The sequence below is a fragment of the Enterococcus sp. C46 genome (genome assembly GCF_040887565.1).
Classification (GTDB): Bacteria; Bacillota; Bacilli; order Lactobacillales; family Enterococcaceae; genus Enterococcus_B; species Enterococcus_B lactis.
The window spans coordinates 108,948-129,776 of sequence record NZ_JBFOGA010000003.1; the positions used below are offsets into that span (position 1 = coordinate 108,948).

At 39.7% G+C, this 20,829-nt stretch carries 20 protein-coding genes; 2 read left to right on the top strand and 18 right to left on the bottom strand.

All coding sequences use genetic code 11. From position 1 onward, the window contains the following. Nucleotides 1-18 precede the first annotated feature (18 nt). The 12 genes from AB3I27_RS06145 to AB3I27_RS06200 all read right to left on the bottom strand — a co-directional run bounded on the left by AB3I27_RS06145 (nt 19) and on the right by AB3I27_RS06200 (nt 13,001). Complete coding sequence (locus AB3I27_RS06145; RefSeq protein WP_368022942.1) at nt 19-717, bottom strand: CpsD/CapB family tyrosine-protein kinase; 699 nt, start codon at nt 715-717, stop codon at nt 19-21. A gap of 12 nt (nt 718-729) precedes the next feature. After that, entirely contained in the window at nt 730-1,509 is a 780-nt protein-coding gene (locus tag AB3I27_RS06150; protein WP_104835672.1) for a YveK family protein, read from the bottom strand. A 15-nt stretch (nt 1,510-1,524) separates the two neighbouring features. After that, a complete protein-coding gene (locus AB3I27_RS06155; protein WP_002314701.1) occupies nt 1,525-2,469 on the bottom strand; it encodes an LCP family protein in 945 nt (314 codons plus the stop codon). Nucleotides 2,470-2,509: 40 nt separating this feature from the next. Next, the gene (locus AB3I27_RS06160) at nt 2,510-3,289 is read right to left on the bottom strand and encodes a hypothetical protein (protein WP_368022943.1); all 780 of its coding nucleotides are present in this window, start codon (nt 3,287-3,289) and stop codon (nt 2,510-2,512) included. Nucleotides 3,290-3,674: 385 nt separating this feature from the next. Next, nucleotides 3,675-5,750, bottom strand: a complete 2,076-nt coding sequence (gene glyS, locus AB3I27_RS06165; protein ID WP_368022944.1) for a glycine--tRNA ligase subunit beta — start codon at nt 5,748-5,750, stop codon at nt 3,675-3,677. Between the two features lies 1 nt (nt 5,751). Then, entirely contained in the window at nt 5,752-6,669 is a 918-nt protein-coding gene (gene glyQ, locus AB3I27_RS06170) for a glycine--tRNA ligase subunit alpha (protein ID WP_002291706.1), read from the bottom strand. Nucleotides 6,670-7,054: 385 nt separating this feature from the next. Further along, entirely contained in the window at nt 7,055-7,873 is an 819-nt protein-coding gene (gene recO / locus AB3I27_RS06175; RefSeq protein WP_002291704.1) for a DNA repair protein RecO, read from the bottom strand. A gap of 142 nt (nt 7,874-8,015) precedes the next feature. Then, complete coding sequence (gene era, locus AB3I27_RS06180) at nt 8,016-8,915, bottom strand: GTPase Era (protein WP_002288753.1); 900 nt, start codon at nt 8,913-8,915, stop codon at nt 8,016-8,018. Nucleotides 8,916-8,929: 14 nt separating this feature from the next. Further along, on the bottom strand, nt 8,930-9,325 hold the full coding sequence (locus AB3I27_RS06185; protein ID WP_002316408.1) for a diacylglycerol kinase family protein: 396 nt from the start codon (nt 9,323-9,325) through the stop codon (nt 8,930-8,932). Continuing rightward, nucleotides 9,309-9,785: an rRNA maturation RNase YbeY gene (gene ybeY, locus AB3I27_RS06190; RefSeq protein WP_002294935.1), complete on the bottom strand. Its 477-nt coding sequence runs from the start codon at nt 9,783-9,785 to the stop codon at nt 9,309-9,311. Before ybeY ends, AB3I27_RS06185 begins: the two co-directional genes overlap by 17 nt. A gap of 28 nt (nt 9,786-9,813) precedes the next feature. Further along, nucleotides 9,814-12,006: an HD family phosphohydrolase gene (locus AB3I27_RS06195; RefSeq protein WP_002291699.1), complete on the bottom strand. Its 2,193-nt coding sequence runs from the start codon at nt 12,004-12,006 to the stop codon at nt 9,814-9,816. A 23-nt stretch (nt 12,007-12,029) separates the two neighbouring features. Then, nucleotides 12,030-13,001: a PhoH family protein gene (locus AB3I27_RS06200; protein ID WP_002291698.1), complete on the bottom strand. Its 972-nt coding sequence runs from the start codon at nt 12,999-13,001 to the stop codon at nt 12,030-12,032. 704 nt (nt 13,002-13,705) lie between these two features. On the opposite strand from AB3I27_RS06200, the gene brnQ reads away from it, so the two are divergent. After that, nucleotides 13,706-15,085 (top strand): branched-chain amino acid transport system II carrier protein, encoded by a 1,380-nt coding sequence (gene brnQ / locus AB3I27_RS06205; protein ID WP_002291696.1) that lies wholly within the window; start codon nt 13,706-13,708, stop codon nt 15,083-15,085. A gap of 155 nt (nt 15,086-15,240) precedes the next feature. On the opposite strand, the gene AB3I27_RS06210 is transcribed toward brnQ, so the two are convergent. The 3 genes from AB3I27_RS06210 to AB3I27_RS06220 all read right to left on the bottom strand — a co-directional run bounded on the left by AB3I27_RS06210 (nt 15,241) and on the right by AB3I27_RS06220 (nt 16,480). After that, nucleotides 15,241-15,687, bottom strand: coding sequence for a GatB/YqeY domain-containing protein (locus tag AB3I27_RS06210; RefSeq protein ID WP_002291695.1), 447 nt, complete (start codon nt 15,685-15,687; stop codon nt 15,241-15,243). Nucleotides 15,688-15,713: 26 nt separating this feature from the next. Then, nucleotides 15,714-15,890 (bottom strand): 30S ribosomal protein S21, encoded by a 177-nt coding sequence (rpsU, locus tag AB3I27_RS06215; protein ID WP_002287321.1) that lies wholly within the window; start codon nt 15,888-15,890, stop codon nt 15,714-15,716. Between the two features lie 161 nt (nt 15,891-16,051). Beyond that, nucleotides 16,052-16,480, bottom strand: coding sequence for a Fur family transcriptional regulator (locus tag AB3I27_RS06220; protein ID WP_002287322.1), 429 nt, complete (start codon nt 16,478-16,480; stop codon nt 16,052-16,054). Between the two features lie 91 nt (nt 16,481-16,571). Here AB3I27_RS06220 and AB3I27_RS06225 point away from each other — a divergent pair, with 91 nt between their 5' ends. Next, nucleotides 16,572-17,432: a pyruvate, water dikinase regulatory protein gene (locus AB3I27_RS06225; protein ID WP_002294941.1), complete on the top strand. Its 861-nt coding sequence runs from the start codon at nt 16,572-16,574 to the stop codon at nt 17,430-17,432. 83 nt (nt 17,433-17,515) lie between these two features. Here the strand turns inward: AB3I27_RS06225 and AB3I27_RS06230 are convergent, their stop codons facing one another. The 3 genes from AB3I27_RS06230 to trxB form a co-directional block, all read right to left on the bottom strand. After that, nucleotides 17,516-17,866, bottom strand: a complete 351-nt coding sequence (locus AB3I27_RS06230) for a helix-turn-helix transcriptional regulator (RefSeq protein ID WP_002316410.1) — start codon at nt 17,864-17,866, stop codon at nt 17,516-17,518. A 15-nt stretch (nt 17,867-17,881) separates the two neighbouring features. After that, on the bottom strand, nt 17,882-19,609 hold the full coding sequence (locus tag AB3I27_RS06235; protein ID WP_368022945.1) for a phospho-sugar mutase: 1,728 nt from the start codon (nt 19,607-19,609) through the stop codon (nt 17,882-17,884). Between the two features lie 213 nt (nt 19,610-19,822). Further along, nucleotides 19,823-20,749: a thioredoxin-disulfide reductase gene (gene trxB, locus AB3I27_RS06240; RefSeq protein WP_002291688.1), complete on the bottom strand. Its 927-nt coding sequence runs from the start codon at nt 20,747-20,749 to the stop codon at nt 19,823-19,825. Nucleotides 20,750-20,829 lie beyond the last annotated feature (80 nt).

A 20,829-nucleotide genomic window follows, 5' to 3' on the forward strand; every position in this document is an offset into this window, starting at 1 on the left:
CTCCTCTCTTTTTATTTCTTAATTCCCGTAGTAATAGCCAGCATCTTTGCTGTGTTCTGCCCCATTGTATACAACACCAAGGACACGCGCTTGTACCATATCCAGCAATTCTTTTGCTTTAGACAATGATTCTTTACGTGACGTATTTTCACGTACGACCAATAAGGTACCATCCGTTTTTGAAGACATAATCTGTGCATCTGTTACGGCAACGACTGGCGGCATGTCGAAGATCACTACGTCAAATAGTTGTCTTGCTTCTGCTAAAATCTGATCCATTCTTGGCGAGCTTAGTAGTTCTGATGGATTTGGTGGTTTAGGTCCACTTGGCAGAATCGACAAATTGTCGACTGGTGTTCGTTGGATCTCATCTGCTACACTTCCTGATGAACTAAGAACAGTACTTAATCCGCTTGCGTTGTTCAACTTGAACGTTTTATAGATGACGGGCTTACGTAAGTCTGCGTCGACTAGCAGCACCCGTTGACCAGATTTGGCAAAAACAACGGCAATGTTTGCTGCAGTGGTCGATTTCCCTTCTCCAGGTCCTGATGAAGTCACAACAATCGTTTTGATTTGCTGACCAGCTGCGGAGGCAAACTGGATATTCGTCCGAATCGTACGATATTGTTCAGCGATTGGTGAAGAGGGATTTGTGAGTGTGACCAAACTGACTGCATGAGTTTGGGTTGCTTTTTGTTTCTGTGTTCGTGCCATTTTTCTTTCCTCCTAGACTCTTGAGCGGCTTCTGCGTGATGGCGCTGTTTTATCGTTTATAGCTTTTGGTTGTGTCGGAGCTGGTCCTTTTTTACGGATACCAGCATTCAATTCTTTCGCTGACATTTCTGGTACAGTTCCTAAGATTGGGAAGCCTAATGTATCCGTCACATATTTTTCATCTTTTACTGTCCGATCGAGTAATTCAAATAAGAAAGCTAGACCTACGCCTACCATCATTCCTAACACTAAGCCAATCACTAGATTCAATTTATTATTTGGCGAAACAGGTGTCGTATTGGCAACTGCACCTGAGATGATCGAGATTTTATCGACATTCATCACGTCTTTGGCGTTCTCTTGGAATACTTGTGACGTTGTATTAGCAATCTGTTGAGCCGTCACTGCATTCGTGCTTGTTGCTTGGATCGAGAACATTTGTGAATTTTGTGACTGATTGACGGAGATGGCATCTTTGATTTGTCCAGCAGTCATTTTTACATTGTCTTCTGTTTCTAAACGATCTTTGACTTCATTTAATACTAGATCACTGACAATCATATCTTTATACGTATTGATCATTTGTAGGTTCGTATTGACATCATTGACATTTGCAGTGTCTGATTGTGGCAGTGTCACGATCAATTGTGCTTGTGAACTGTATTTTGGTGTCAAGATGAAAAACGTCACGATTCCTGAGATGGCCAAGCCAGCAAACATTGAGATGATGATTGTTGCCAAGTGTTTGCGTAATGTTTCAAAAATTTCTTTCAAGCTGATTGTCTCTTCCATTTTTTCTCCACTTTCCTATTTATTCTCTAGATTCATTTGATCTTTTAATTCTTTTTTCACACGGTCAAGTTCTTGATCGCTGACTTTTTGGTATGAGATATTGTCTTGCATGAAGCCTTCTCCTTGCAGCTGATCTTGCTTGATCGTACCAAATGCCTCCCGATAATCTAAAGCGATTTTTTTCATTTCATCAAAGCTCATGTCTGTTTTCATATTCGACTCTAGAGCATTCAAAACGGATTGATAGTTGCTGACACCGTTTAGACTCAATACTTTTTTCGCTACACCTTCTACGATCTTTCTTTGACGCTCTTGTCTACCATAGTCACCGTTTGGATCTTCATAACGCATACGAGAATAAGATAATGCCTGATCCCCGTTCAATGTAATTTTACCGATCGTAAAATCATAGCCATCTTGTGAGAAAGTGAGGTCATTATTGACTTCGATACCACCAACTGCATCAACAAGTTCTTTTAGCCCTTTCATATTGATAGAGACATAGTGATCGATTGGGATGTCTACATATTTTTGTACGGTATCCATCGCCATGGCAGCTCCGCCGAATGCGTAAGCGTGGTTGATCTTGTCTTTTGTGTCACGACCTACGATGTCGACATACGTATCTCGAGGAATGCTGACGATCGTTGTCTGTTTGTCTTCAGGACTGACTGTGGCAACCATCATCGTATCTGATCTTCCTTGATCGACCCGACCTAAATCTCCAGTATCAATCCCCATCAATAGAACAGAGAAAGATTCTTGTTTGTCCAGATCAACTGGTTTCGTTCGTTCTCCTTGGGTTCGTTCCACTGATTCGTAAGTTTTCTCAATAGAATGTGAGAGATCTAGATATAATTTTGCTCCTACTCCTACGATTGCTAATACTAATACGACAAGAATTGCTAAAATAATTAGAAATATCTTTTTCCCTCTTGATTTTCTTCTTCGTTTTGCCATAGTTTCCTCCGTTTACTAGCCTTGCTTGAATTCTCGCTTATTAATAGCTCGTATTGCTATAGCCCATTTGCTGAGCGACTGTTTCTGCTTTTGACGCGTATGCGGCTCTTATTTTTTCATTCCGGATCTGTTCGATGAGACTGAGTGCGGTCATATATTGATCGTAAGTAGCAGTAGCTGTTACTTGACCGTCTTTCAGCATCGTATCGAATAGCTGATCTAGTTGCGTGACTTGTGCAATTTGGGTATCAGCGAATCCTAGATATTGCATAACGACTGTTTTCCAAGCACTATCCTTAAAAAAGCTCATATTTTCACGTACATGGGCGACATCTGCACTTGCCAACTTTTCTTTGATGATGACATCATCCACAGCTTGCTGCCAGTTTGATACGTTTTTAGTAAATAATTTATTGACAGCCGTCTGGATCTTCAGTTTTGATTCTGCATCCTCTAACTGCGTTAAGACTGCTTTCTTTTCTTCTTGGATCGCAGCAGCTTCTTTAGGTAATTCTGATTCCTTGATGTCATAATCATCTGCCGAAAGTTTGATAGAAGATAGTTTATGTGACAAATTTGAAACTGTTTCTTCTGTTACTTCAGGATTTAGGAAAATTTTTTCTTTTGTACTGTACAGCTTATCTACTTCTTTTGATAAAGAGGTCATGGTGTCTTTTTGATTGGTGATGGCAGATTCTGCGTAATTGATCCGTTGATGATGTTGCCGCTGATTATTGAGATGGTATCCAAACAAGCAAATCACAATAGCGCCTGTGCCTACCGCCACAGTAGCCAATAACTTGACGAACGGCTTTTCCATAGATTCACTCCTAAATATTGATGATAGATAAATAAAGATGTGATTCATTCACATCAGAATGAGCGCTTTTTATTTTAAAAGCATAATTAAACTAATATATTCATAGAAATATTTATAAATAGGTTTTCCCTATATAATCATACCACAAACAGTTTTTTTGACTAGGGAAATTCCTAATTTAAAAGTAAATAAAACAGTAACAAGATTATGATTAATCGTTTTCATTTTTATTTCCTCACTTTTCATGAGCGTTTTTGAAAATTCGAACAAAGAATAAAATAACAAAAATTATTAAAATAGAATTAATAACAGCTATTTAGATTTATAACAAAAAAACAGAGACACAGCACGTTTCGTGCATGCTCTCTGTTTTTCAAACAAAAGACTATTTTGTGATGATTTGATCCAAGCTTGCTAATGACAAAGCCATGACAGCTATTTGACTTAGTTGTGTTAGTCGGTTCTTACGTACTGCTGGTTCATCAGCCATGACCATCGTTTGATCAAAATAATTTTCGATCAGTGGACGAAGAGCGACAAGCTGGTCGTAGTTTTCGTGGATCGTTTGGTCAGCAAAACTTGCTTTCATTGCTTCTACTGCTTTGTGTAATTCTTTCTCTGCGTCGTTTTCGAACAGCTCAGGATCTACTTCTGATTGTTTTTCAAGCTGCGCTTTTTTCGCTAAGTTCACGACACGTGTCAAAGCTTCCATTGAAGGTTTGAAGTCTTCATCTGCAAGATGTTGTTTGAACAATTGTGCTGCTGCAAATACTTTTGTCAGATCTTTTTGTTCCGCATTCAAAACAGCATCGATGACATCATGACGAATATTCTTCGTTGTCAATAATTGGCGCAGACGGCCTTTGATAAAGTCGATCACTTGTTGTTGCCCTTCTGATAAACCAATGCCGAAACGATCCGTATCTTTACTGATAACATCGCTAATCGTTTCTTGCAGAACAGACAAAGGAAAGGCCCATTTTTTCGATTCGATGATCCGAACGACACCGTATGCTTGGCGACGTAAGGCATAAGGATCGTTTGAACCGCTTGGGATCATCCCAACAGCAAAGAAAGAAAAGATGCTATCTAATTTATCTGCAATCGCTAAAACAGAACCTACTGTAGACTGAGGTAGCTCTCCTTCACTGGATATAGGCATGTAATGCTCACGAATCGCTGTCGCTACAGCAGGTTTCTCGCCTTTCAGCAGAGCATATTTTTCGCCCATGATCCCTTGCAGTTCAGGAAATTCCCCTACCATGTTGGTTACTAGATCAAATTTATAGATTTCAGCAGCTCGTTGCAGATCCATCAATTCTTCCTCAGATAGTCCTACTTGTTCGCCAATGATACGGGCAATGACTTGTACCCGTTGCATTTTCTCATAGATACTACCGATTTTTTCATGGAAAGTAACAGTTTTTAGTTTTTCAACGTATTGGTCGATTGAAGCTTTCTTGTCTTCATTATAAAAGAATTCCGCATCTTCTAAACGAGCCGTCAATACTTTTTGATTGCCTCGAACCACATTTTCCAATTTTACCCGATCACCATTACGAGCAGAAATAAAATGAGGAAGCAGCATACCTTGATCATTCCGTACCTCGAAATAACGTTGATGTTCTTTCATAGAAGTGACTAGTACTTCTTCAGGAACAGAAAGATATTTTTCTTCGAAGTCGCCAGAAAAGACAGTTGGATATTCGACTAAATTGTTGACTTCTTCTAGTAAATCTTCGTCTAGATCAATAACCCAATGATTTTTTTCGGCTAATTCATTGGCTTGTGTAACGATCATTTCTTGTCTTTTTTGCGGAGACGCAATGACGAATTGTTCATTCAATTTTTCTTCATATTCTTTTGCATGCGCAAATGTCACATCTTCGCCTAAGAAACGATGACCTCGAGAGGCTCTGCCTGTTTTGACATCCAAGATTTCGAATGGGATTACTTCGTCATCTAACAATGCCACGATCCAGTGAATAGGGCGGATATATTCAAAATCGTATTCTGCCCAATGCATCGTTACAGGGAAAGTCAGGCTTTTAATGACATCTGCTAAACCTGTCAATACTTCTTTGGATTCCTTACCATGAGTGTATTTCGTTACATAGACATATTCCACACCTTTTAATTCTCTAAAAGTGATAGCGTCTGTCGTCAGACCTTGTCCGCGGACAAATCCTTCCGCTGCTTTCGTCCAGTTTCCATCTGCGTCCAAAGCAATTCTTTTGGCTGGTCCTTTGACTTCTTCTTCACTGTCCGCTTGTCGTTCTGGAATGTTTGTTACTTTGATTGCTAAACGGCGCGGTGTGGAAAATGTTTCGATCGTATCATAAGTCAATTGGTTTTCATCTAAAAATTTTGCTGTTTTTTCTTCTAATTGTTTCATGCTTGGTGTGACAACATGAGCAGGCATTTCTTCCAGCCCGATTTCAAGTAATAAGTCTTTTGCCATCTTATTCAGCCTCCTTCACGTTTTCTGGATTTGCTGTGTTTTTATTCAACAAAGGGAATCCTAATTTTTCGCGTTCTGCCACAAAGATTTTGGCTACAGCACGAGCCATGTTGCGGATGCGAGAAAGATAACCGGCACGCTCTGTTACGGATACTGCACCGCGGGCGTCTAATAAGTTGAATGTATGGCTACATTTCAAGATATAATCATACGCCGGATGAACAAGATTTTCATCGATACAGCGTTTAGCTTCTTTTTCAAAACGATCAAAGTTGCTTAGTAGCAAGTCTTGGTCGCTTACTTCAAAAGAATATTTAGAATGTTCATATTCTGGTTGTTTGAAGATCTCGCCATATTTCACGCCATCAGCCCATTCTAAATCATAGACACTTTCAACTTCTTGGATATAAGAAGCAAGACGTTCTAATCCATAAGTGATCTCAGAAGTTACTGGTTTACAAGGCAGTCCACCAACTTGTTGGAAGTACGTGAATTGTGTGATTTCCATTCCGTCAAGCCATACTTCCCAACCCACACCGGCACAGCCCATGGATGGGTTCTCCCAGTTGTCTTCAACAAAACGGATGTCGTGTTCTAATGGATCGATTCCTAAAAGGCGCAAGCTTTCTAAATAAAGCTCTTGGATATTCTCAGGTGAAGGTTTCATCACGACTTGGAATTGATGATGCTGATACAAACGGTTTGGGTTTTCGCCATAACGTCCATCAGCTGGTCGGCGAGATGGTTCTACGTAAGCAGCATTCCATGGTTCTGGTCCGATTGCCCGTAAAAAGGTATATGGGCTCATCGTACCTGCTCCTTTTTCTGTGTCATAAGCTTGCATCAGCATGCAGCCGTTTGATGACCAAAATTTTTGTAATGTTAAAATCATATCTTGGACGGTCAATTTTTTACTCATCTGTTTTGCCCCTTTCAATTTTAAAGCGTTGCTGTCAAATAAGAATACAGGAAAGAAAACGACAAAAAATCCCTATGTCTGACTACAGACATAGGGACGAATAATTCGCGGTTCCACCCTACTTCCGAATAAAGATTCGGCAGCTTCATTTATCGTACTCGCAAGTGCCTCTTCAAAAATCGTTTGGGTCCGGCTCCCACTCTCCCGAACTCGCTAAACCACGTATTTTTTACTGATTTTGGTCAATGTACGTATTCATTTTGCAGTTTTCTTGTTTCTATAATAGATCCTCTCACTGAACGATCTATTTGATCTACGGTTAATAATAGACGGAACTCCCTGTGTTTGTCAAATGGTTTTGATTTTTTGTTGTATGTTTCATTTACTATTCTTCTTTTTCAGGTGTCTCTTTTTCTTTTTTAGACTGATCTTTCTCTGGCGTCTTTAACACGTGTGCCCAAGACTTCATTTGATCGATGAACTTTTTGCTTTTCAAATGGATACCGACATATTCATCATACAACTGGTCGATGAGTTCACGGATTGCTTGTTTGGTTTCTTCTTTCAGATGGATTCCACTGATCTTATCATAAGAAATAGCTGAAAACATCCGAACGAAATAAACAGCTCGAGGATCTGCATGATAACGGTGATCGTCCATCGACCAGTGTCTTTCGCATATCACACCACCATATTTGGAAGAATAGTCAAACTTTCCTTTTGTTTCCCCACATACGACGCAGTGCGTCCAGATCGGCGCGATCCCGAAACGTTGCAGTATTTGGACTTCAAAAATATTCGTGATGATTTCTGCATCATCTCCTTGATCCATCCGTTGCAGTGCTTGTTGCGTAAACTGGAACAAATGCGGGTCATACTGATGATCTTCGATTGCCGCATCTACTAGATTCAATAAATATGTGCCATAGCCGCTCAAAAAGATGTCTTCTTGGATGTGTCGAAACGCGTGGACATCTTTGACACTGCTTAAAAATGACAAACCTTCACTTCGAAAATTCCCGATATAAACTGCTTCAGTAAAAGGGAGCAAAGCCGGAGCTAAGGGCTGATTTTGCCGATGGATCCCTTTGATATAAAACATCATTTTGCCAGAAGATTCCGTAAAGATTTTGACTAATTTATCTTTTTCTTTGTAATTACGGCTAGATAAAATCAAGCCTTTTGATTCTGCAAGCTGGCTCATATTCTCCCTCCTAAAAAATAAATCTGGAAAAGCAGATTCTGCCGATCCAGATCACTTATGTTACGATCTTCCGCAGCTTTTCTCAACACGCGGATTTTTATCCAGTTTATTTCTATACCTAACTTACAAGAAGCTCAGAATATCAATATTCGTCTTTTCGGTAGCCGAAGTCTTGCAGATAGACTTTTTTGTCTCGCCAGTCTTTTTGAACTTTGACCCAAAGTTCTAGAAAGACTTTGTCTCCTAAAAGATTTTCGATATCTTTTCTCGCTTTCGTTCCTACTTGCTTCAGCATTTTTCCGCCTTTGCCGATAATGATCCCTTTTTGGCTATCTCTTTCGACAATAATCGTAGCCTGGATATGGATTTTATCATTCTCGTTTCGCTTCATCGAATCAACAACGACTGCGACAGAATGAGGCACTTCGTCTCGTGTTAAAAACAAGACTTTCTCACGGATCAATTCAGAAACGATGAAGTATTCAGGATGATCAGTCACTTGATCATCTGGAAAATATTGTGGGCCCTCTGGCATTTCACTGACTAATACATCCATCAAACGTTCGACGTTGTTTCCTTCTGTAGCAGAAATTGGAATCACTTGTGCAAACGGCATCTGCGTTGAATAATCTTCGATGATTCCCAACAACTCGTCTGGATGGATTTTATCGATTTTATTGATAATCAGATAAACAGGAGAATGCACGTTTTTTAGACGTTCAATAATAAAATCGTCTCCTCGACCGCGTTTTTGATCAGCGCTGATCATAAATAAGACCGCGTCCACTTCTTTCAACGCACTGTAAGCTGCTTCTACCATAAAATCTCCTAAACGATGCTTTGGTTTATGGATTCCTGGTGTGTCAATAAAAATCAACTGAGCTTCTGGTGTAGTATATACTCCTTGGATTTTATTTCTAGTTGTCTGCGCCTTATCACTCATGATGGCAATTTTTTGACCCACGATTCGATTCAATAATGTGGATTTTCCTACATTCGGGCGGCCGACGATTGCGACAAACCCTGATTTATGTTCTGGCATATACGTTCTCCTTTTTAATTAAACAACAAATGATATATTTTAGGGACAAATAAAATCAACCCAACGATGACGGCAAAACAAGCGGTCACTAAAACTGCTCCAGCTGCCATATCTTTGATTTTTTTCCCAATCGGATGAAAATGAAAATCCGTAAACATGTCCACGACATTTTCAAAAACAGTATTGATGATCTCTACTATCCATACGAGAAAAACAGCTAAAAGCAGCCATAACCATTCTATCCGATCAAGCTGGAAAATCACGCCCATAAACAAAGCGAGGATTCCGAACGCAACATGTTTCCTCATGTTGCGTTCTTCCTCAAAAACGGTTTTGACTCCTTGGACGGCAAATTCCACGGACATCAGGAAATGTTTGTTTTTCTCTACGTTTTTATCTTTTAAGTCCATAGGCATCTAAGATCTCTTTCTGTAAACCAAACATTTCTTTCTCATCCTCTGGTGTCATATGGTCATACCCGTTGATATGCAAGAATCCATGAACCGCTAAAAAGCCAAGTTCCCGATCATACGAATGGCCGTAAGCTTCTGCTTGCTCTGCAGCACGTTCAGTAGAGATCATGATGTCTCCCAGTACACGAGGCAATGGATTCTCTCCATCTTCAAAAATCACTGGGATTTCGTCTTCGCCCTCTTCTTCCAAGGCAAAACTGATGACGTCTGTCGGTGCATCTTTTCCACGGTAATCACGATTGATTACTTGGATCGCTGCATTGTCCATGAAAGTAACAGACATTTCTGTTTCTTCTGGCAACTCTAAATATGATGCTGCAAATTGCAACAAGTCGTCGATTTCTTTTATTTTCTCTTCTGAGACTTGGTTTGTTTCATCCATGAAAGTAATATCCATTATACATCGCTTCTTTCTATTCTTCTTGCTATTCTTCTTGTTCTTCTTTTATCTTCTCAACTTCCGATTTCATTTTAGGATATTTGATCCGAGAATGGAAGGTACTGCTTAAACCGCTGATCAATGATTTTTCTACTTTACGGATTTCTTTTAACGTCAATCCACTGTCGTCCAATTGTCCATCGGAAATACGCTCTTCAATAAGATTATGGACAAAACTTTCGATTTTTTCGCTCGTTGGATGGTCCATTGCCCGTACTGCCGCTTCACAACTGTCAGCTATATTGACGATTCCTGCTTCACGGCTTTGAGGTTTTGGTCCAGGATAACGGAATTGCTCTTCCGTGACTTCCGGGTTGCGTTCCTTTGCCTTAACGTAGAAATAACGCATCAGCGTGGTTCCATGATGCTGTCTGCAAATATCGATCACCATTTGCGGCATATTATAATCTTCCAATATTTTGGCACCATCTGTCACATGTCCAAAGATAATATGTTTACTGTCTTCTGGCAATAAGAAATTGTGCGGATTTTCCGCTCCTGAAGGCAAGTTCTCAACGAAAAAGCTGGCGTGTTTGATCTTGCCGATATCATGATAATAGCAAGCTACTCGAGTTAGTAAAGAACGTCCACCGATTTCTGCTACAGCATTAGCACTTAGATTGGCTACCATCATGCTATGGTGATACGTGCCTGGTGCTTCTTCCAGCAACTGTTTCAATAAAGGATGATTAGGATTGCTGAGTTCATTTAATACGATCACACTATCATCATTGACCATCAATTCAATATAGGGGTGCAGACCTATCGTCAGCAAGAATGAAAACAGTGCACCTGTGAATCCGCAGACTAGCGTTAACCAAGTCGTTGCATCCCCAAAGCTCATTCCTTGGTAGATAATCAAAATGACATCCATCATCACAGGAAAAATAATGACCCACATAGCAGCGGATAACCCTTGTTCTGAGATCCGTTTGCGTCTGACGATCGTTGCCATGAGACCAGAAAATACATAGGACATCAAAATAACTGTCAGAAAGTTCGTGCCAATCGAATCATAAAAAATGAAAAGTGCGGATACTGCTTGAAAAATACCAGCCATGATCCCTGCTCTTCGATTCAAGAAAAAGCTTAAAACAAGTGGAGCAAAAGCCGCGGGGTAAAACAGCGGAATATAAGCAGCTTGTTCTGTTTGGAAGAGTTGGAAAAATTTCATTAGTACGACGCTTACTGACATTGCCGTCACGTAGAAAAGTACGTATTTTGTTCTTTCTCCTGCATTTTGGAATTGAAGTGAATTATAAATCAGTACACCGATTTGAAGCAAAACAGCTAAAACCATGGCAATGAGTGGGAAAATAGAAGTCGTTTGATTCGTCAATCCTAGTAATTCCAATTTTTTCATCGCTGAAGCATCAATTTGATTTCCTTCGCGAACAATAATTTCTCCTTGGAAGATCATCACTGGTTGTACAGCTTCTCGTGCAGATTGTTTTAATTCTTCTGTCTTTTTCTCATTCAATACATCATTAACTACAATGCCTTGATCCACTAAGTAGCGAATCATTTGTTGCTGCTCTGTTGTGACATTCAAATATTGAATCTGATCTTCTGCTTCTTGTTTAAAAGCTTCCAATTCGCTTTCACGAACTTGTTTACTCATCTGTTCGTCAATGAGCTTCAAACTTTCATCCCTAACCGTGTGAATTTCCGTTTCAGTCATTTCAAATATCGTCGAATAAAAATTGTTCGGCAGTTTTTGGTAAAACGCAACGTTTTCTGCATTCACGTTTTCAAAATTTTTCTTCAGTGTAGCAATCCGCTCTTCTGTAGTAGGTTTCGGGATATTTTCATCTTCCTTCGCCTTATCTACCTTGTCATTATAAGATTTGTTGATGGTATCATTCGTCTTATCGATCAATTCGAATAATTGCTTGATCCGATTGTTCTGGTCATCTGCCAGATCTTTTTGATAAGTATATTCTGGAGTCACTGCTTCTGCTGCCAGTTTTCTTCTTTGTTCGGTTTCTTCCGTGTTCTCAATCGTTTTATTCGCACGGATACTCTCTTCTGCTACTTGGCCTTCTCTGAAATCATTGGCCTTTTGTTTGACACTACTAAATGTAACGCCGCAGACAATGATAAAAAACAAGAACAGAAGGAAAGGCAATGCTGCCTTTCCGAGTTTTTCTTGTAGTTTCTGCAGTGTTTTATTCAACATGTGCTTATCCTCCTAAGCAAAGCTTATTCTTGATGAAGATCCGCCTTTTCATAAGCTTTGATGATTTCGGCAACTACAGGGTGCCGAACAACGTCACTTGCTTCAAAATTAACAAAATCGATTTTTTTGATTTGCTTTAATGTTCGTTCTGCATGAACAAGACCACTTGTCGTCCCACGAGGCAAGTCTATCTGACTTGTATCCCCATTGACAATCATTTTTGATTGATAACCGAGACGGGTCAAGAACATTTTCATCTGAGCGACTGTCGTGTTTTGTGCTTCGTCCAAGATAACGAATGCATCATCCAATGTCCGCCCCCGCATGTAAGCTAAAGGTGCGATTTCGATCACGCCTCGTTCCATCAATCGGTTCGTATGATCCAATCCAAAAATTTGGTATAAAGCATCATAAACAGGCCGCAGATAAGGATCCACTTTTTCTTTCAGATCCCCGGGTAGAAAGCCTAGGTTTTCCCCTGCCTCCACAGCGGGCCGCGTCAAAATGATTTTTTGCACTTCGCCTTTTTTTAGGGCAGCAATTGCTAATACTACGGCAAGAAACGTTTTCCCTGTTCCGGCTGGCCCTACACCAAATACGATGTCATGTTTGGCTACCGATTCAACGTATTTCTTTTGACCGCTGTTTTTTACCCGTATAGGTTTTCCATTACGGTCTTTGACGATCTCTTCCTCATACATCTCAACAAAATAATCTAATGTACCTTTTTGCCCCATCTTCAATGCCGTCACAACATCTGGCGTACTTACGTGGATTCCTCGTTTGATCAATTCCTGTAATGTCCGAATGACTGAGGCAGCCAAGGAAATCTGGGATTGCTCACCAATGATCTGAATGATTTCTCCACGTGTATGGATGGTTGTTTCCGTTGTTTCCTCGATCAGTTTTATATGCTTGTCGTGTGCACCTAAAAGCATGCTGACATCATCAGCAGCTGTCAATCTAATCTCTAAAGAACTAGACTCTTCCGTCAAAAATAGACATCCCCTTTTTTTCGATTCATTCTTTCCTATTTTACCATACTCAGAAGAAACTATATAGCAAATAAGAAAAGGTTGTAAAAGAGTCGCTTAACCATACGTACCAAGAAACGTTAAAAAATAGCCGTTTCCATTCGCTAAAGGTCTCGTTTTGATAAAAAGAAGCTGAGAATGTAAGTTATATGAAAGTGGAGAACAAAATATTTCGTTTCATTCAACAAGTATTCTCTAGGTATTTTTCCTGTTTCAAAAAAAGAAAACAAAATAGTTAAAATATTCTTGCATTTCAAAAAAAACAGGTGTATTATTACGTCAACAAATGAACATACAGCAAAGCGTCGAGGAAAACAGTAGGCTATTCAACGATTTATTCCCAGTGAGTCATGTAAGTGAGAAATGACAATAAATCGAATAGACGAACATCATTTCCGAGTCAATGTCGAAAACGTAGATCATTGTGGCTGCCTCCATTATCAGGCTAGCGGATAACTTTATCAAAAAGCGTCCGTGAATGAAGAAGCTTTTTTAAGCGAAAAAAGGTGGTACCGTTCTAGAATCTAGAGCCCTTTTCCCAAGTGGAAAAGGGCTTTTTTTTATTTTAAGGTGGTGGTTTTCATGGAATCTGATATTAGTGGCATTACTAATTGCTGCAACGTTTATATCGTCAATCAAAATGATAATTATTGGAGGAAAAATTTATGGAAGAAACAAAAACTTATTCATGGAAACAACTATTGATGGTCAGTTCACTTATCTTCGGGATGTTCTTCGGGTCAGGTAATCTAATCTTTCCTGTCCACTTAGGTCAAATGGCTGGCGCAAACTGGGTCAGTGCTGGCGTAGGATTTGCTATCTCAGGTGCTCTTTTCCCATTACTAGCTATCTTAGCTGTAGTAGTGACAAAAAGTGATGGTCTGTATGACTTAGCTAAACCTGTCGGAAAATGGTATGCTGCCTTGTTCTTAATCCTTGTTCATTTGACGATCGGACCATTTTTCGGTACACCACGGACAGCTGCTACTGCTTTTGAAATGGCTGCTAAACCATTTTTGCCTGAAAAATATAATTCATTAGGTATGTTTTTATTCTCTGCTCTTTTCTTTTTACTTGCTTATTTCCTTACTGTCCATCCAACACGGTTGGTCAAATACGTCGGAAAGTATCTAAACTCCTTGTTTCTTGCATTATTAGCAATCATTTTTGTCGTTTCTTTATTCCATCCAATGGGAAATCTAAATCAATCTGCTGCAGATACTTATCAAACAAACGCTTTAACAAATGGTGTCCTAGAAGGTTATAACACGGTTGATGCAGTAGCTTTGCTTGCCTTAAGTGTCACTTTTGTCCATGCAGTCCGTGACCTTGGTTTCAAAGATAAAAAAGTCACAGAATTAACGGCAAAAGCTGGTAGCCTGAGCGTTGCGCTAGAAGTCATGATCTATTTTGGACTTGTTCTTCTCGGTGCGATGAGTTTGAATAAGATGTCTTTATCAGAAAATGGCGGAACTGCACTTTCTCAGATCACTAATTTTTATTTAGGTAACTTCGGCGCTAGCTTCTTAGGAGTGATGGTCACATTAGGTGTCTTCACTACCGCTATGGGACTCGTTGTTTCTTTTGCGCAAGATTTCCATAAACTGTTCCCTAAAGTCAGTTATATGACATGGCTGCGGTTAACGACTTTCGTCTCTTTTGTCGTTGCAAATGCTGGTTTAGACAATATCATCCAATGGTCTTTACCAGTATTGATGCTTTTGTATCCATTGTCGCTTGCGTTGATCTTGCTTTCCTTAACAGCAAAATTTTTCCAAAAGACACCATTTGTCTATCAAGTAACGATGTTGTTTGCTGCTGTTCCTGCCGTATTGGATATGCTGGCAAATTCGCCTGCTTTAGTGAGTCAACAAAGAGTTGTAGCAAGCATGCTCGAATTTTATCATCATCACGTTCCTTTTGCTGCATTAGGACTTGGCTGGATGGTCCCAACGTTACTTGGTTACGCTGGCAGCCTACTGTTTTATTACGCCTATCGCCTATCAGGGTATAAACAAGAAGCAAATGAACTACCAGAAGAATAACCAAATCAAACACAATTTAACATAAGAAATATTAAACAGGAAAAAACCAGCTAGATGAAAGAATCCTATTCTTTCGTCTAGCTATTTTTTAGTTCTCTTTTTTACGCGCACAAAAAAACTGCGGACAATGATTGTCCGCAGTTTAAATGATAAAATTAAGATTGTAATAGTTCTTTCACAATGGCATTTACTTGGTTTCCATCTGCTTTTCCTTTGACTTTAGGCATGATCGCACCCATGACTTTGCCAAATTCTTTCATTGATGAAGCACCAGTTTGTGTGATTGCTTCTTGAACAAGTTGTCGAATTTCTTCGTCGGAAAGTTGTTCCGGCATGTATTTTTCGACTATCACAATTTCACTTTTTACTTTTTCAGCTAAATCGTCACGTCCTGCTTCTTCAAACTCATGCAAAGAATCACGTCGCTGTTTCATTTCGCGAGACAACACCGTTAATTCTTCTTCTTCTGTCAAGTCGTGACCTTCTTTAATCTGCTCGTTTTGTATAGATGACTTGATCATTCGGATGACTTGTAAAGATTCCTTATCTTTCGCTTTCATCGCTGTTTTCATGTCATCGTTTAATCTACTTAGTAGTGACACACTACCAACTCCAATTCATCACAGAACTAGAATTTTTTGCGTTTTCTAGCTGCTTCAGATTTTTTCTTGCGTCTTACACTTGGTTTTTCGTAGAATTCACGTTTACGAGATTCTTGTAAAGTACCCGCTTTTGACACGGAACGTTTGAAGCGACGAAGAGCATCGTCAAGTGATTCGTTTTTGCGAACGACTGTTTTTGACATGTTAATTCCCTCCCTCCGAGCTTAAAAAGTAACCGTAATTGTTATTGAAATATATCTCAAAAAACAAGACTGTCCTGTAAATATTATATCTAATGCTGTTTTGACCGTCAAGGAAATCTTGCTTTTTTTTAAAATTATCAAATGTTATTTTATTTAAATCCTTATTGACAATTTTCACATCTTCCGAAAATCTCGAATCTATGCCCTTCGATTGTACATCCACCGAGCTGTTCTTCGAAATAATTCATTGGACACATATGGATTTCTTTCGTTGTTCCGCACACCGTACAGATAAAGTGATGGTGATGGCCGATTTCCCCTTGACAGCAATGAAAACGAAACTTCATCTCTCCATTTAAATCGGTTTCTTCCAGTAAATCGATTTCTGCAAAATCATGGAGATTTCGATAAATCGTATCGTAACTTACTCCTTTGAATTCCTGATTCATATAGTCAAAAACTTCTTTAGCGGATACGTAGCGATTGCGCTTCACTAAATAAGTTAACAATGCTTCTCTTTTTTTAGTATATTTAAAACCGTTATTTTTCAATGTTTCTAGTGATTGTTCAATCAATGTCTGTTTTTTCATGACTTATTCCTCCAAATCAAAATGATTACGAAGTACACATTCTAGAGTATGGTATAATAAACATAAAAAAAATGCAAGTGAGGTTTTATCCATGTCTTCCGATTCTACAGAAATTGTTACTTTTTTTGTCATCTCTGACTCTGCTGGAGAAACTGCGACAAAATTAGCGCAAGCCACTATGGCCCAATATCCTACCGTTGAGTTCAATTTATTCCGCAGAACATTTGTGACAGATGAGAAAACATTGATGCAGGCACTGCAAGATGCACTAAAAGAAAAAGCCCTTGTCCTACACACATTGATCAATCAAGAATTGATCGAGATGACGCGTTCTTTTTGTGAAGAACATCAATTATTTAGTTTTGATGTGATGACTCCGCCGATATCAGAAATCGAGCGCTTAACTGGTATCAAGCCCATTCGGCAACCTGGCGCCCTTCATTTATTGAATGAGAACTATTTCAAACGGATCAAAGCAATGGAATTTGCTGTAAAATACGATGACGGGAAAGATCCTCGTGGGTTTCTAGAAGCAGATGTCGTTTTGCTAGGCGTATCCAGAACTTCCAAAACGCCTTTGAGCTTGTTTTTAGCTAACAAAAATTTAAAGGTTGCCAATCTACCTTTGATCCCACAAGCACATATTCCCAAACAGCTTTGGGAGATCGATCCTAAAAAAATCGTGGGACTGACGAATAACCCAGATATTTTAAACAATATCCGTAAAGAACGGATGCGCTCTTACGGATTAAATCCTGATACTGCTTATTCCGATATCGAAAAAATACGAGCTGAACTCGATTTTGCGAATGATCTTTATGAAAAATTGGGCTGCGTAGTAATCAATGTCGCTTCTTTATCTATCGAAGAAACAGCTTCACTTATTTTGAATGCTTTAGACCTAGAAGACCATAGTTATTATGGAACTGAAACCACCGAAGAAACAGACTAACAATTTTTCTTTAAAAAAACTGGACTGTGTCAGCGAAGAAGATTCGTTGACACAGTCCAGTTTGTCTCTATTTGCACCTATCGTTATTGATGTTCCACATGTTTGAGTGTCTGGTTCAAAATATCCAGTACGTGAGAATCATCAAGACTATACAAAATCGCTTTTCCCTCACGATGGGACTTGACGACATGGTTTTCTCTTAATAAACGCAGTTGATGCGATACAGCAGATTGTTCCATTTCCACTGCTTGGGTGATTGCTGTCACATTTTGTTCCCCGTCTTTCAGATACAGCAGAATTTTGAGACGAGTGGGGTCACTCAACATTTTGAATAGTTGGCTGACTTTCTCTACTTTTGTTTTTTGCGTGTCTGGCAATCCATTCACCTCCAACTTGAAAAAAGACTGACTTCTAAAGTTTACCACTTTTTCCATCAGTCTCAAGTTTTTTTATTCTTCTGTCATCTTTTGGATAATCGCTTCATAAGCGGCTACTTTTTCAGCTGCGTCTTCTGAAGAGTTTCCTTTTACACCGATATAAAATTTGATTTTCGGCTCAGTTCCTGAAGGACGGATAGCGATCCAGCCATTTTCTTCCAGCGTATACTTCAATACATCAGATGGCGGTGTCGTTAGTTTTTCTACGTTTCCTTCACGGTCTGTTCTCGTCAACTCTTTGAAGTCTTCTGTTTGGATGACTTTTGCTCCGGCAAATTCTGTTGGTGCTTCTTCACGGAATTTTTCCATCAAAGCAGAGATTTTCGCAGAGCCTTCTTGTCCGCTCATTGTCACAGAAATCGTTTTTTCTGCGTAGTAGCCATATGTTTCAAAAATCGTTTGCAAGCCATCATACAACGTTTTGCCTTGTTTTTTATAGTAAGCTGCTACTTCTGCTAATAAGAGCAATGCTTGGATCGCGTCTTTATCGCGAACGAAAGGTTTAACTAAATAACCGTAACTTTCTTCGAATCCGAACATAAAAGTATGGGAATGATCTTCTTCAAATTGTTGAATTTTTTCAGCAATGAATTTGAATCCTGTCAATACATTGAACATGGTAGCCCCATAGTGTTCCGCAATTGCTGTAGGTAATTCGCTAGAAACGATCGATTTCAATACCGCTGCGTTTTCAGGTAAAGTGCCTCGCGATTGGTGTGCTTCCAAAATATATTGAGCAAACAGGGCTCCGATTTGGTTTCCGGTCAATACTTCATAGGAGCCACTTGGCAAACGAACGGCTGCACCTAAACGGTCTGCATCAGGATCTGTTGCAATCAGCAAATCAGCGCCTTCTTTCTCGCCAAGTCGTATCGCATACTCAAAAGCAGAGTGTTCTTCTGGATTTGGTGATTTGACTGTAGTGAAATCTGGGTCTGCGACAGCTTGTTCTGGAACTAGTACGAATTGTTCGAATCCAGCTTGTTTCAACGCACGTTCGCCCAACATTTTTCCTGTTCCGTGAAGTGGTGTGTACACAAGTTTCAAATCTTTCCCCATTGTTTCCACCAATTCATGATCAATCGTTACTGCTTTGATTTCTTCTAGATAAGCGGCATCCACTTCTTCTCCGATGATCGTGATCAATCCGCTATGTTCAGCTTCTTCGTCAGATAATACTTCAACTTTTAACGGATTGCTGACTTCACGGACATATTTCGTCAATGCATCTGCGTCTGCAGGAGGCATTTGTCCCCCATCTTCTCCGTAGACTTTATATCCGTTGTAAGCTGCTGGATTGTGGGATGCGGTTACCATGATTCCCGCAAACGTCTTCAAATGACGGACTGCAAAAGAAAGCTCTGGTGTTGGACGTAGACTTTCGAATACATAAGATGGGATATTGTGATGTGCTAATGTTTTGGCTGCTTCCATGGCAAATTCTGGTGATTGATGGCGTGAGTCATAAGCGATAGCGACACCTCGGCGTTTTGTTTCTTCGCCTTGTGTATCCATGAAACGTGCAAGTCCTTCTGTTGCTTGTCTTACCGTATAGATGTTCATTCGATTGATCCCAGGCCCTAAGATTCCCCGCATGCCTGCAGTACCGAATTCCAACGGTGCATAAAAAGCATCTTCAAGTTTTTCAGGATCTTCACCCAGATCATTTAATTGTTTTTTTAAGTTTTCTTCTAAATTTTCTTCATGTACCCATTGTTCATACACTTGTTCCCAAGACATGAAAATAACACCTCTTTCTGAAATATGGTTCTTAATAAGTATAGCATTCACTTATTAGATATGAAAGTATGAGGACCAAAAAACGCTTAAATCAAGAAAGGATTCTTTTATCAAGCACGGTTGCAAGTATTCGCATAAATCGGATTCAGTAGATTTCACGCGAAAAAAAAGAGTAAAAGAACAATTGAAACCGTTCTTCCACTCTTTTTAAACTTATGCAGTTGTTTCTTCTAAAGATTCCAAGTATTTATACACTTGTTGTCCAGCGATCCCACCATCACCAACAGCAGTAGTGATTTGTCGCAAATCTTTTTCACGAACATCTCCGATGGCAAAAACGCCTGGTATATTCGTCTTCATTTCGTTGTCTGTTGGAATCCAGCCAGCTTCGTTCGTCAACCCTGCTTCTCTAAATGGTGCAGTTAATGGATCCAATCCTACATAGATGAATACTCCGTCTGCTGCCAAATCAAACTCATTGCCAGTTTTGACATTACGTGCTTTCACACCTGTCACTACCATTTCATTTCCAACGATTTCGTCAACGACTGTATCCCACATAAAGGAAATTTTTTCATTCGCAAATGCACGGTCTTGGATGATCTTTTGTGCACGTAATTCATCTCTACGGTGGACGATGACTACTTCAGAAGCAAATTGTGTCAAATAGATGGCTTCTTCTACTGCTGAGTCTCCTCCTCCGATCACTACTAGACGTTTGTTACGGAAAAATGCACCATCACAAACTGCACAGTAAGAAACGCCACGTCCAGCAAATTCTTCCTCGCCAGGTACGCCTAATTTACGGTGGATACAGCCTGTTGCGATAATGACTGTTTTTCCTTCGTAAGTTTTATCTTCACAAATAACTTCTTTGTGGCTGCCGTGATCCTTGATATCTTGCACGATTCCATAAGCATTTTCTGTCCCAAATCTTGAGACACCTTCATACATCTTATAAGCTAGATCAGGACCCATGATTGAATCGAAACCAGGATAGTTTTCGATTTCTGCCGTATTGTTCATTTGGCCGCCAGGAGCGCCTTGTTCGATCATCAATACGGATAAGTTTGAACGTGAAGCATATAAAGCAGCAGTCATCCCAGCAGGCCCTGCGCCAATAACGATTACATCATACATATGTAGATTCTCCTTTACTTAATCAAGTAAGCATACTTTACAGCCAATGCGAAAAAAAGTCTATTGTTCTGCTTGCGTTT